The following is a 13,526-nucleotide window of genomic DNA, read 5'->3' as shown; positions in this document are numbered from 1 at the left end:
CGAACTGGCGGATGGACGGGCCCAGGATCCTGGTGGCCCGCATGGGAGAATAAAACCTGTGGTGTGGGAGCAGGGCGTGGGTCGGAACGGAGTCTCTCTAGGATTCGCTGCCTATTTTCTGTGGGGGCTCTTCCCGCTGTATTTCAAGTTGCTGTCGCGGTCGGGCGCATTCGAGGTTGTCGCTTACCGCATCGTCTGCTGTCTCGTGTTTTGCGTGCTGGCGATCGCGGTTCTGCGCGGTTGGCGGCAGATCGGCGATGTGCTGCACAATCGGCGGGCAGTGGTTGTGCTGGCGGGCGCCGGGTTGCTGGTCTCCTTCAACTGGACGATGTATGTCTGGGGCGTCAACAACGGGCATGCGCTCGATGCGTCTCTCGGATACTTCATCAATCCGCTGGTGAACGCGGTGTTGGGCGTGGTGCTGCTCGGGGAGAAAATGCGGACGGCACAGTGGGTCGCCTTCGCGATCAGTGCGGTTGCTGTCGTGGTGCTCGTGGTGGGCTATGGAAGCGTGCCCTGGGTGGCGCTCGGCCTGGCATCCACGTTCGCGACGTACGGGCTGATGAAGAAGAAGGTCGGCGCAGGAGTGCCCGCGCTGCCCGGCTTGGCGATCGAGACGAGTGCAGCCACCCCGTTCGCACTCGGATATCTGGTCTATCTGGGTGTCGTCGGCGCCAACACGGTTCATCTCGAGTGGTACGCAGTGTTGGTTGCGCTCGCCGGACCGGTTACTGCGATCCCACTGCTGCTTTTCGCGTCCGCATCGGCCAAGGTGCCGCTGAGCACAATGGGCATCCTGCAATACGTCTGCCCGATCATGCAGTTCCTTACTGCCTGGCTGATCTTCGCCGAACAGATGCCGCCTGCCAGGTGGCTTGGCTTCGCCATCATCTGGGTCGCAGTCGTGATCTTCATAGTGGACGCTCTGGTGCACTCGCGCCAAATGACCGTGCAACAGGCGGACGCCGAAGCTGAGCTGGTGGCTGGGTAGCGGGTTTCATCCCAATGCGAGTGTGTGTCGACGACGCTTGAAGACGGGACTGTCGTAACAGTTCAGAACGAGGAGCAACTGCATCGCACAGCCGGCTTCGCGATGCCCAGAATGCGTCGTCCCCGACAGGGCCTTGCTGTTGAAGGTGCCGGAAGAAGCCGCGTGAGGCGTCCAGACAGGCGATGACGGCCGAGGGTGTTGTGGGACGCGAAACCTGTAGAACAATGGATGGTGGTTTCACTAAAGGAGGACCCCATGATCCTGAACGAAACATTCACCCTCTCCAACGGTGTCACGATCCCGAAGCTCGGGTTGGGCACCTGGATGGTCGATGACAACAAGGCAGCGCAGGCGGTGCGCGATGCCGTGAAGATCGGCTACCGCAACATCGACACTGCCGAGGCCTACGGCAACGAACGAGGCGTCGGTGAAGGGGTGCGCAGCAGCGGCGTGCCGCGTGACGAGTTGTTCGTTTCTACCAAGCTCGCCGCCGAGATCAAGGACTACGACACTGCGGTGGCGGCGATCAATGGCTCGCTCGAGACACTGGATATCGGCTACATCGACCTGATGCTGATCCATGCGCCGCAGCCGTGGGCTGAGCTCCATCGCGCCGATTACTCCGAGGGCAATCGGCAGGCCTGGAGAGCTCTCGAGGAGGCTTATCAAGCAGGCAAGATTCGCGCTATCGGGGTCTCGAACTTCCTCGAAGCCGACGTGGAGAACATACTCGAGTACGGCAGCGTGGTGCCGCAGGTCAATCAGATCGAAGTCAATCCCGGAAACACCCCGACCGAGCTGATCGCCTTCTGCCAGGCGAAGAACATCCTCGTCGAGTCTTACTCGCCGATCGCGCACGGCAAGATCTTGACCAATCCGGAGGTGGCCACCCTCGCGAACAAATACGGAGTAAGCGTTGCGCAGCTGTGTATCCGATACACGCTGCAGCTGAACACGGTGTCACTACCCAAGACCGCCAACCCCGAGCATCAGCGCACCAACGCCGACGTCGATTTCGTCATCTCGGACGATGACATGGTCTCGCTGCGAGATCTCCATACGGGCGACTGAGCAGGCCGTGGTGTCGCAGACTGGGCAATGGCCGGATTGCGAGCGTCGCGGCCACGGCCACATTGGTGACGACCGCAACCAACGAAGTCGAGAAAGCACGCCTCATTTGCTTGACGTCCCCTTTGAATATCCTTGCAGTCAACAATGACTGGGGCAGTTTGCGCGTGCACCGGCGCTCCGTGCAGTCACATCCCTTGTGATAGCGACGTGCTGTGAAGCCTTGTCGGACCAACGTAGATGTATGCCTACTGGGTAGATTGTTGACGCCAAAGGGCGGGACAGATAATGTCTACTACGAACTGATCCTCAGTAAGGGCTGCCACGTTTGCAGCTCGGAATGCTCCGCTGTTGACCCGCCCCTCGGGGCGGGTCCAGTATTTCCCCGATAAGGTGGGCCAAAGCTCAAGTTACAGTTGAGCTTTGGTGGTGTCTCTGAAATTTGTCGTTGCGAGGCGCTAGCTTGATCTTATGTCGCATTTGCAATATCGGGTCGGCATCGACGTCGGCCTGAATTCGGTAGGCCTTGCTGCAATAGAGGTCGATGGTTTCGAATTTCCCAAGCGCGTGCTTTGTATGGAATCGATCATTCATGACGGCGGAGTTGATCCAACTGCAAACAAGACTGCCGGCACCAGAAAGGCGATATCAGGTGCCTCACGGAGAATGCGAAGACTGATCCGACATCGGCGAAACCGTTTGAACGATCTCGACAACGCCTTGCGGGCAATGGGATGGCCCATTGTTGATCTTGAGACAATCAAGGATCCACGATTCCCTTGGAAGGCTCGTCTAGAGCTGGTTTCCTATCGAATTGATGATCACGACCGACTCGTGATGTTGCTGTCTGTTGCCGTGCGTCATATTGCCAGGCATCGTGGCTGGAGAAACCCTTACCTTTCGATCGAGTCGCTGAAGCGAGAGGCGGCTCCGTCGAAGTATCTCTCGGCTCTCGCTGAGAGCATTGAAAAGCGTTTGGGTAGAGAGATGAGCGCTGACCTTACGGCTGCCGAGATGGTGGATCTTGCAGCGCGGACGCTCCCTCCCAAAGAAGCTGCCGTGTTCAAGATTCGCGGTCCTGAAAACAAGGCCAAAGGCAAGCAGGCCGGGTTGCTGGAGTCAAAGATTCATCAGTCCGACAACGTTCGCGAGCTTCGGAGGATCTGGTCGACCCAGGAGTTGTCCAATGAGACGTTCGACCTTGTAGTCGACAAAGTATTTCAGGCGCGAAGCCCGAAGGGATCGGCAGCGAAGCGCGTCGGTCATGATGTGCTCCCGGGAATGACTGGCCAGATCAGAGCGGAGAAAGCATCGCTGGCTTTCCAGCGGTATCGTATTGCGTCGATTGTTGCGAATCTACGTATTGCGGAGTCTTTGAGTGAGCGTTCCCTGGATTCGCGCGAACGCCGTAGCATCACGGATTTCCTTTTCGCTGCCTCGGACGACGTGAGCTGGAGCGACGTAACTGATCACCTGGGTATCGATAGACGCTCCCTTAAAGGAACTGCGAAAGAAACCGCTGACGGCGAACGGGCAAGTGCGCGGGCGCCGATCAACGTGACTGACCAACGCGTACGGGCGGTCAAGGTGAAAGAACTGACCGAATGGTGGCATGACTCGGACGAGTGCGACAAAGAAGCGCTCATCGAGGTCATTTCGAACGGTTCAGGATCTGGAGCAGGCCACGAAGCGATCGCTCGAGCAGAGGAGTTCATTGCGTCTCTACCCGAAGAGGCCATGGGAACCTTGGACAACATCAAACTTCCAGAAGGACGAGCAGCCTATTCTGTCAAGAGCCTGAGACTTCTTACTGATCGAATGCTTGAGACCACCGAAGATCTGCACCAGGCCAGAAAGTCAGTATTTGGTGTGTCGGACGATTGGCGTCCTCCTGCTGACCCAATCGGAATGCCGGTAGGAAACCCTGCCGTGGATAGAGTCCTTGCGATTGTCGCTCGGTGGCTGGCGGCGGCCGAGCGTGAATGGGGTAAGCCGCTAAGCGTCAATATTGAGCACACTCGAGACGGCCTGATGAGCGAGAAGAAGGCACGCGAGCTTGACCGTGCCAACAATCAGCGATTCCAAGATAACCAACAACGGCGACATGATCTGGCGACCTACCTAGCGGAGAACCGTGACCTCATTGCAGCGGGGCTCGATAACTCGTTTGACGAGGTGTCAGATCAAGAGATGAGGCAGCTTTCATCCCGTGACGTTGATCGGTGGCGTGCGTTCCAACGGCAGGAGGGGAAATGCCTGTATTGCGGAGGAGAGCTAAAGTACCCGGTCTTCGAGATGGATCACATTGTGCCGCGCGCGGGCCAAGGTGCGACAAATACGCAGGTCAATCTCGCAGCGGTGTGCCGAGACTGCAACCATTCCAAAGGAAAGCAGCCATTCTCGGCTTGGGCCAGCAGCGGTTCTAGGGCTGGTGTGAGTCTGGGCGAGGCAATCAAGCGCGTCAATGGGTTCCGCTTCTTTGGGTTCGAGGACAAGGACAGGAAGTATAAGGAGCGCTTCAAGCGAGACATGGTTTCCCGGCTTAAACGAACCGATCAGGATGATCCGATCGACAATCGGTCGATTGAATCGGTCGGCTGGATGGCGAATGAGCTTCGACATCGTATAGAAGAGCACTTCAGGAGCGCCGATGACTCGACGACCGTCAATGTGTTTCGTGGCTGGATCACTTCGGAAGCGCGTAAGGCAGCCGGCATTCAAGACCGTGTGCTCCTGATCGGTGGTTCGGCAGGAAAGACACGTTTGGATAGGCGGCACCACGCGGTTGATGCGGCCACAATTGCAATGCTGCGGCCTGGGGCGGCGCAGGTGCTCGTTGTGCGCAACAACCTTCGTCAGACGAATCGCATCGATCCGAATCAAGCAGTCGATTGGAAACTCTACAAAGGCGCGGATACCGATCTATTTGACACATGGACGCTTCAAATGGAAAGGCTCGCGAACCTCGTTCAGGCCCATCTCGATCAAGATCGAGTGCCCGTGTGGGAGCAAACTCGGCTTCGCTTGGGAAGTTCGTCTGGGCATGAAGACACCATTCGCAAGACCTTGAAGGTGCCGGTAGGTAGGGCGTTGCCTGTAGAGCTTATAGACCGGTCAGCGACCGCCCAGCAGTGGGTGGCGCTTACAAGGGCTAAGGGCTTCGATCCCGGTGCGGGTCTGCCCGAGGACCCGAGACGGTCGATTCGGGTCAAGAACGAGTGGTTCGACGCCACTGACAAACTGGAATTCTTCCCTGCAAAGACAGGCTGCGTGGCTGTTCGGGGCGGGTACGCCGAGCTTGGATCATCTTTCCATCATGCGCGGATTTACTGGTGTTCAATACCGATGAAGTCCGGGAAGGTCAGGCAGTTCTACGCCATGATGCGGGTGTACCAGGTGGACCTTCTGCCTTATAAGGGTAAGTCAGCTGATCTTTTCAATGTAGAGATTCCACCGCAGGCAATCTCGCGTCGTGCTGCTGAGCCACGTCTCCGAGCTGCACTGGACTCTAGACAAGCCGAGTATCTGGGCTGGTTTGTGTCCGGCGACGAATTGCTGCTCGACATGAGTTCTCAAAACAGCGGCAAAGTTGGAGCAATCCTGAACGCGTTTCCCGGCACAAGACGGTGGGTTGTTTCCGCCTTCGATCAGATTTCTAAGCTGTGCTTGAGACCCCGCCTACTTGCGTACGAGGGGCTGGATGATTCCGTCGGTTCCGAAGTCGAGATTGCTCTCCGGAAGGGCTGGATCGTTAGCGTCGATGTGCTCTTCGGAAAATGCAGGCCGACGATAATTCGTCGAGACGTGCTTGGCCGCGTCCGGCTGTCTTCATCCGCGCATCTGCCGGTGTCCTGGACCTGTGGTGGAGCCGAGTCGAGCGTGTGATGTAGCTACTTCCGAATCCTATGGTGCGCTGACATGGAAAACTGGCGGATCCTCGATCTGACGTCTTTCAAAGGACACGTTGGGTACAGACGTGGGCAATTGATCGTCCAAAGGGATGCCGAGGGCGAGGACTATGTGCCGCTGGCCGATGTCAGCACCTTGCTGATAGGCCTACACACATCGATTAGCGGTGCGGTTCTCCAACAACTCGCTGCCTTTGACGTGATCACCCTGGTTTGCGATTGGCGAGGCGTACCAGTAGGTGGGATGTATGGGTGGCGGGACCACACGCGTGTTGGGGCCCGCCACCTCGCCCAGTCTGAGGCAAGTGTTCCACGGTGCAAGAACGCATGGGGGCGCATCATCTCCGCCAAGGTTCACGGGCAGGCTACCAATCTGCGACTCGCTGACAACGAAGATTGGCCTGAACTGGACCGGCTCGCACGCTCCGTTCGTTCGGGTGACCCGGACAACATCGAGGCACGTGCTGCCCGTCTGTACTGGAGGCGCGTGTTTGATGAACCTATGGGGCGGTGGCCGGGCAGTGGCATCGACCGGAACGGACTGCTGGATTATGGCTACACCGTTCTAAGAGGTCATGCGGTCCGTGCTGTTCTGAGCGCCGGTTTGTCTCCGAGCTTGGGCTTGTTTCACCGTGGGCGAGGAAACTTCTTCAATCTGGCGGATGACCTGATGGAGCCATTCCGCCCGGCTGTTGATTGGGTCGTGTCGCAGCTTGACGCAGACATTTCACCCGATCACCCTGCGGTAAAGCACGCGTTGGTGCGAGCGTCAACGCAGGTCTTCGCCTCTGACGGCAAGAGCGTGAGTAGCTGTCTGACCGATCTGGCTCAGCAGCTGGGCCGGTACTTTGAGCGCGACGTCGACCGGCTGACAGTGCCGGCCTGGGATGGGCCTTCATCGGGGTGACAGATGCCAACAACGGAGGAGCAGGTGTGGTGCATGGTGATGTTCGACCTTCCGGTTGAAACCAAGAGCCAGCGCAGAGAGGCGACGGCTTTCCGGAATCTTTTGCTTGACAACGGGTATCAACGCGCTCAGTACAGCGTCTACGTGAGGTTCTCGCCTTCAATCCATTCGATCCTGCCGACAATAGGCGTGATCAAAAACGATCTTCCATCGGGCGGTGAAGTCAGGATCGTCTTCGTAACGGACCACCAGTGGGCCAAGGCGCTCAGATTTTGTGACGAGGTACCCAGATCACAAGAGCGTTCACCTGATCAGCTCACGATTTTCTGACGTGCTGTGGAGTATAACCCCTTGACAGCCCCACAATTTGGTGATTGCGGAAGTCTATCAAGGGGTTATCGAACTGATCCCCAGCTGGTTCGAAGAGTATCTAGAAGAAGTTCGAAGTCTATCAAGGGGTTATCGAACTGATCCCCAGCTCCTTCCACTCGCCAACCAGACCGAGCGGAAGTCTATCAAGGGGTTATCGAACTGATCCCCAGCGCACCTCGGGTGGCCTGATCGTGGACGAGAAGTCTATCAAGGGGTTATCGAACTGATCCCCAGCCGGTATGTGACCTGCAACTCACGTGAGTGAAGTCTATCAAGGGGTTATCGAACTGATCCCCAGCCGTAGGTCATGCCGCGGCCTCGCTTTCGGAAGTCTATCAAGGGGTTATCGAACTGATCCCCAGCCCCGCCTTAGCGAGGGCGCCCGACGGGTGAAGTCTATCAAGGGGTTATCGAACTGATCCCCAGCTAAAGTCTGTTCATGGGGTTGCGCATGAGAAGTCTATCAAGGGGTTATCGAACTGATCCCCAGCACGGGTCGCCTGCCAAGTAATCGAGTAGGAAGTCTATCAAGGGGTTATCGAACTGATCCCCAGCTCGCGATTCTCGCTGTGGCATCAAAAGGGAAGTCTATCAAGGGGTTATCGAACTGATCCCCAGCGGTGACGAGTAGCTGCGCGCCGCAGTCGGAAGTCTATCAAGGGGTTATCGAACTGATCCCCAGCAAACCAAGCCCTCGGTGAGTAGTTTAGTGAAGTCTATCAAGGGGTTATCGAACTGATCCCCAGCGTTATTGGCCCGGTCGGCGAACGCAACGGAAGTCTATCAAGGGGTTATCGAACTGATCCCCAGCTGAAGCCGAGGGGGCCCTGTCCGATCTCGAAGTCTATCAAGGGGTTATCGAACTGATCCCCAGCCTCGCCAAGTCCAAACTGACCGGCGACGGGAAGTCTATCAAGGGGTTATCGAACTGATCCCCAGCGAGTCGGACGAGTCGATGGGCGGCACCTGAAGTCTATCAAGGGGTTATCGAACTGATCCCCAGCCCGACCAGCTACGAGCCAGGCAGTGATCGAAGTCTATCAAGGGGTTATCGAACTGATCCCCAGCCAGGTCAGAACATACATTTCGTCATCCTGAAGTCTATCAAGGGGTTATCGAACTGATCCCCAGCGCAGGTGACGCCGTTGTCGTGGTCGCCGGAAGTCTATCAAGGGGTTATCGAACTGATCCCCAGCTCCACCGCGATCGCCGCGATGAACGCTGGAAGTCTATCAAGGGGTTATCGAACTGATCCCCAGCGCCGCCCTCAACATGCTGTCCTCGATCGGAAGTCTATCAAGGGGTTATCGAACTGATCCCCAGCCAAATCGAGATGGAAGACACGCTGAATGGAAGTCTATCAAGGGGTTATCGAACTGATCCCCAGCGTGCGGGACTGCGGCCGCCGTTGCAGAAGAAGTCTATCAAGGGGTTATCGAACTGATCCCCAGCACCTTGCTGGCGTCAATAACGAGATCGAGAAGTCTATCAAGGGGTTATCGAACTGAGTTTTCTCAACTCTTTTCGCGCCACCTGGAAGGCTCTCGGTATTGAGGGATAATCGACGCTGGAGTTGTTTGTCCTCCCTGGCTGCCTCGTGGGGCTTATCGGCCCATAAGACCATTGAACTGCCAGATGGCGTGGCTCAGCCCGCCCACAGGGCCGCTGAAGCCAGATACAGCACGACGATGTGGACCGGGTAGAAGATGTAGAAAAAGTACTTCATGCCGCGGCCTTTGCGTCCGTTATAGAACCAGATCGGGATGATGGCGAAGACCATGATCCACTGGGTCGTGCCGAGCGCCGCATATGCAGCCGCGACCAGGGCGATGCACAGGCATTGGGATTTAAGGTTCAGCAGCAAGCAGAGGGTGCATATGCGTACGCTCAGAAGGCCTTGGCGCTCGCCAGCTCCACTGCCTGATCGAACTCGGCGTCCACGTCGGGTTTCTTGGTCAGCAACGAGACCACGACCGCCACGATGACGTTCACGATGAATCCGGGCACCAGTTCGTACAGTGCGCTCCACGGGGTGTACTGCCAGCAGAAGACCGTCACGGCGGCGCAGATCATGCCGATCATGGAGGCCGGCGCTGTGAGCCGCTTCCAGAACAGCGACAGCAAGACGATGGGTCCGAACGATGAGCCGAATCCCGCCCACGCGAACGCCACCAATCCGAGGATCGTGTTGTTCTGCGTCCAGGCGAGAGACCCCGCGATCACGGCCACCAAGAAGACGCCGCCGCGTCCCAGCCACACCTGAGCCCGGGGGCTCAGCTCACGCTTCAGCCCGATCTTCGTGAGATCCTCGACCAGCGCGGAGGATGACACGATCAGCTGTGACGACACCGTCGACATGATCGCGGCCAACACCGCGGCCAGCACGAACCCCGCGATGAGCGGATGGAACATCAGTTGCGCCATGGCCAAGAAGATGGCCTCCGGGTCGTCCAACGTCAACTCAGGATGCTGCGTGAAGTAGGCCAGACCGGTCAGACCGGTGAAGACCGCGCCGACCAGCGAAATAAACATCCAACCGATACCGATCCGGCGTCCGGCTGTCGCGTCCGCAGCAGAGCGCAGCGCCATGAACCGGGTGACAATATGTGGCTGGCCGAAATACCCGAGGCCCCACGCCAGCCCGGAGATGACCACGACGGCGGTTGTCCCCGAGAACAGCGAGAACGCATGCGGATTCACCTCGGTGACGACATCGACCATCGTGCCCGGGCCACCAACCGCAACGAACCCAAGAATGGGGACGACCACGAGCGCCACCATCATCAGCAGGCCTTGCATCATGTCGGTATACGAGGCTCCCAGGAAGCCACCGAACAGCGTGTAGAGCACCGTGACACCTGCGACCAGCAGCATGCCGGTGTGGTAGTTCGAGCCGAACGAGTTCTCGAAGAACACGCCGCCTGCGACCATGCCGCTCGACACGTAGAAGGTGAAGAACACCAAGATCAGCGCGCCCGCGACCACCCGCAACATGCGCGAGCCATCCTTCAGGCGGTTCTCCAGGAAGGATGGGATCGTGATCGAATTCTGCGCGACTTCGGTGTAGGTGCGCAGCCTGGGCGCAACGAACTTCCAGTTCAGCCACGCCCCGATCAGCAGACCGATCGCAATCCACGAATCGGCCAGCCCCGTCACATAGAGGGCTCCGGGCAGCCCCATCATCAGCCAACCCGACATGTCGGACGCGCCGGCGCTCAGCGCAGCGACAGTCGGTGGCAGGTTGCGTCCGCCCAGCATGTAGTCGCTCAGATCGTTGGTTTTGCGGTTGGCCCAAAAGCCGATGGCAATCATGGCCGCGAAATAGATCATGATCGCGACGAGCATGAATACGTTGTCAGAGTTCACAGGTGTCTCCTCACCTTTAGCCCAAACCCACCGATTCGTGGCTCAGCTCACGGTCCATCTCGACCGGCCAGTGCGCACCTTTCGTGTTGCTGGCCACGGCATTCATCGGCGGATCCGGACGCGGGTCGCCCGGGGTGGCGCTTGCGCAAAATCTATCCGCGCGAAGGCCTCTGCGTGACAGCGGGTCTCTATTCGGACGCGTAAGTCGCGAACCGCCTAGCTATGAGCCCCTTCGAAGCGCGGCAGATCACGACTTTGGCCATGCTTGAGACGGTGAGGAACACCAAATCCGCGGCATCGGCCTGCTGTGTCGATCCTGTTACAGTTTCGGAGCTCACAGATGTGGCAGAGCAGGGGTCAGGGTTTCGGCTGCGGCCCGCGTGCTGCCGGACGCCACATGCCGAGCATGGTCTTGCCTCGCGTCAACGGCACCTCGCCCAGTGGGACGAAGCCGTGCCGCGCATAAAGCCTGGCGCTGCCGGGCGTCGTCGACTCCAGATAGGCGGCGTCATCGGGGGCGAGTCGAGTAATGCCGTGGTCGATCAGTGCACCGCCGACTCCGTGTCCTTGTGCCGCGGGGGAGATACCCAGCAGGTAGAGGTACCAGTGCGGGAAGACGGGATGGTGTTTGGCCGACTGCCATTCGCCGTACAACGACGTGACATATCGCCATCCGAGTCGGCGAGCATACGCCGGAATCGTCCGGATCGAGGACAGCGGTCCACCATGGCTACTCGGAGGCATCCACAGCGCTGCGCCGGCCACTTCGCCATCTAACTCGGCGACATCGACCACGCCATGTGGTAGATACTGCGTCCGGATTTCGTAGCCGAACAATTCGCCCACTTGCTTGCCTGCATCAGCCGCGTCGCCGAACATCAGATGGGTGTAGGAATCGTCGGCAAAGGCTTCCCCCAGCAAGGCGGCCATCGCGTCGATGTCCGCGTCCTGGGCCGGACGAACCGCTATCTCACTCACATGGGCGACCCTACCGGAGCGATTCGCAGCCATGCCGGGGTGACGGTGTCGGACGCGGGCCTACGACGCTCGTGGAGTGACCGCGATCGGCGGAGGATCCGCGGATCATCGTCAACGATGAGGGATCGTGTAGGTCAAACTCCCAGGACAGGCGCCGGACCTACACGATCCGACGAGGGAGGCTGCGGGCAGCCCCACACGTGAGGCTGGGGCACGGGCCTGGGGGCCGCAAATTCGGATCAAGAACAAGAGATCAAAAGGGGAAGAGAAACAAATGGTGGGCCACCCCGATCGGGGCAGCCCACCATCAGCAGTTCAATCCGCTTCCCGCATCACATGGTGCGACCCGGAAAGGCTGCTGCGAATTCAGCAGCTCATTCGGCGGCACTCGGATGAGTCATATCCACCGGAACGACCCAGGCGTCGAACTCGTCTTCGGTCAGGAAGCCCGACTCCAGAGCCGACTCCTTGAGAGTCAGGCCCTTCTTGTGCGCGTTCTTGGCGATCTTCGCGGCCTTGTCGTAGCCGATATGACGGTTGAGCGCGGTCACCTGCATCAGGTTCGAATCGAGGTTGGCCTGAATACGGGCCAGGTTCGGCTCGATGCCCACCGCGCAGTGATCGTTGAACGACACGCACGCATCGCCCAGCAACTGAATCGACTCCAGGCAGCACCACGCCATCACGGGCTTGAACACGTTCAGCTGGAAGTTGCCCTGGCTGCCGGCGAAACCGACGGTCGCATCGTTGCCGAACACCTTGGTGGCGACCATGGTCATGGCCTCACACTGGGTCGGGTTCACCTTGCCCGGCATGATCGAGGAGCCCGGCTCGTTCTCCGGGATGATCAGCTCACCGATGCCGTTGCGGGGGCCGGACGCGTACCAGCGCACATCGTTGGCGATCTTCATCAACGCATCCGCCAGCACACGCAACGATCCGGAGACCTGCACCAGCGCATCGTGGGCTGACAGCGCGGCGAACAGGTTATCGGCCTGGGTGAACTCGATGCCGGTCTGCTCGGTGATCTTCTTGGCAGCCAGCTTGCCGAATTCGGGATGGGCGTTCAGGCCGGTTCCGACCGCGGTGCCGCCGATGGCTAGTTCGCGTGCACGCGAATCCGCATAGCGGATGCCATCCAGAGCGAAGTCGAGCTGGGCGACCCAGCCACTGATTACCTGGCCGAGCGTCACCGGGGTGGCGTCCTGCAGATGGGTGCGTCCCACCATCACCACGTCGACGAACTCGTCGGCCTTCGCGGCCAGGGTGTCGCGCAGCTTGGCGACATCGGCGTACAGCTTCTCGTTGATCTCGGTGACCACGGCGATATGCATGGCGGTCGGGAAGGTGTCGTTCGAGCTCTGGCCACGGTTCACGTGGTCGTTGGGATGCACCGGCTTCTTGGTGCCCATCTCGCCGCCGGCGATCTGGATCGCTCGGTTGCTGATCACCTCGTTGGAGTTCATATTCGACTGGGTGCCCGAGCCGGTCTGGAAGACCACCAGCGGGAAATCCTCATCGAGCTTGCCCTCGATGACCTCGTCGGCCGCCTGGACGATCAGGTCGGCGATGTCCTTGGGCAGTTCGCCCAGGTCACCGTTGGCCTGAGCCGCACATTTCTTGAGCACACCGAGCGCCTTGATCATCGGGCGTCCCCAGACGAAGGTGGGGCGTCCGATATCGAAGTTCTGCAGGCTGCGCTGGGTCTGTGCGCCCCAGTACCGGTCGTCTGGCACCTCAATTGTGCCCATGGAATCGGATTCGATGCGTGACATGGCTCAAGCCTAACGATGAGGCCGTCGTCATGTGCAGGCAGGTGCCGGTTCGATCTCGGGAAATGAATAGACGTTTTCATTTCGCTCGACCTTCTTTGGGACGCCACCGAGCTCCGCCAGGTTATCCTTGGCTGAATTCAGGCACCACTGGCGAGGCTGAG

General features: G+C 59.0%; 9 protein-coding genes and 1 CRISPR repeat array. Of the genes, 5 read left to right on the top strand and 4 right to left on the bottom strand.

The annotated features are described in order from the left end of the window. Nucleotides 1–76: 76 nt before the first annotated feature. From rarD to cas2, 5 genes are all read left to right on the top strand, one after another. Nucleotides 77–991: an EamA family transporter RarD gene (gene rarD, locus QQ658_RS09810; RefSeq protein ID WP_286024675.1), complete on the top strand. Its 915-nt coding sequence runs from the start codon at nt 77–79 to the stop codon at nt 989–991. 255 nt (nt 992–1,246) lie between these two features. Then, nucleotides 1,247–2,062 carry an aldo/keto reductase gene (locus QQ658_RS09805; protein ID WP_286024674.1) on the top strand — a complete coding sequence of 272 codons (816 nt, stop codon included), beginning with the start codon at nt 1,247–1,249 and terminating at the stop codon, nt 2,060–2,062. Between the two features lie 468 nt (nt 2,063–2,530). After that, a complete protein-coding gene (cas9, locus tag QQ658_RS09800) occupies nt 2,531–5,944 on the top strand; it encodes a type II CRISPR RNA-guided endonuclease Cas9 (RefSeq protein WP_286024673.1) in 3,414 nt (1,137 codons plus the stop codon). 33 nt (nt 5,945–5,977) lie between these two features. Then, on the top strand, nt 5,978–6,874 hold the full coding sequence (gene cas1, locus QQ658_RS09795) for a type II CRISPR-associated endonuclease Cas1 (protein WP_286024672.1): 897 nt from the start codon (nt 5,978–5,980) through the stop codon (nt 6,872–6,874). Nucleotides 6,875–6,907: 33 nt separating this feature from the next. Further along, a complete protein-coding gene (gene cas2, locus QQ658_RS09790; protein WP_286024671.1) occupies nt 6,908–7,204 on the top strand; it encodes a CRISPR-associated endonuclease Cas2 in 297 nt (98 codons plus the stop codon). A gap of 49 nt (nt 7,205–7,253) precedes the next feature. After that, nucleotides 7,254–8,762: a CRISPR direct-repeat array (repeat unit 36 nt; unit sequence GAAGTCTATCAAGGGGTTATCGAACTGATCCCCAGC). A 129-nt stretch (nt 8,763–8,891) separates the two neighbouring features. Here cas2 and QQ658_RS09785 read toward each other — a convergent pair. From QQ658_RS09785 to fumC, 4 genes are all read right to left on the bottom strand, one after another. Beyond that, complete coding sequence (locus QQ658_RS09785; RefSeq protein ID WP_286024670.1) at nt 8,892–9,110, bottom strand: TraX family protein; 219 nt, start codon at nt 9,108–9,110, stop codon at nt 8,892–8,894. Between the two features lie 23 nt (nt 9,111–9,133). Next, nucleotides 9,134–10,612, bottom strand: a complete 1,479-nt coding sequence (gene putP, locus QQ658_RS09780; RefSeq protein WP_286024669.1) for a sodium/proline symporter PutP — start codon at nt 10,610–10,612, stop codon at nt 9,134–9,136. A gap of 357 nt (nt 10,613–10,969) precedes the next feature. Continuing rightward, the gene (locus tag QQ658_RS09775) at nt 10,970–11,590 is read right to left on the bottom strand and encodes a GNAT family N-acetyltransferase (protein WP_286024668.1); all 621 of its coding nucleotides are present in this window, start codon (nt 11,588–11,590) and stop codon (nt 10,970–10,972) included. A gap of 374 nt (nt 11,591–11,964) precedes the next feature. Then, nucleotides 11,965–13,365, bottom strand: coding sequence for a class II fumarate hydratase (gene fumC / locus QQ658_RS09770; protein WP_286024667.1), 1,401 nt, complete (start codon nt 13,363–13,365; stop codon nt 11,965–11,967). Nucleotides 13,366–13,526: the final 161 nt, after the last annotated feature.

This window comes from Propionimicrobium sp. PCR01-08-3, assembly GCF_030286045.1.
In the GTDB taxonomy this organism is placed as follows: Bacteria; Actinomycetota; Actinomycetes; order Propionibacteriales; family Propionibacteriaceae; genus Brooklawnia.
This window is presented reverse-complemented; position numbering and strand designations above follow the sequence as displayed.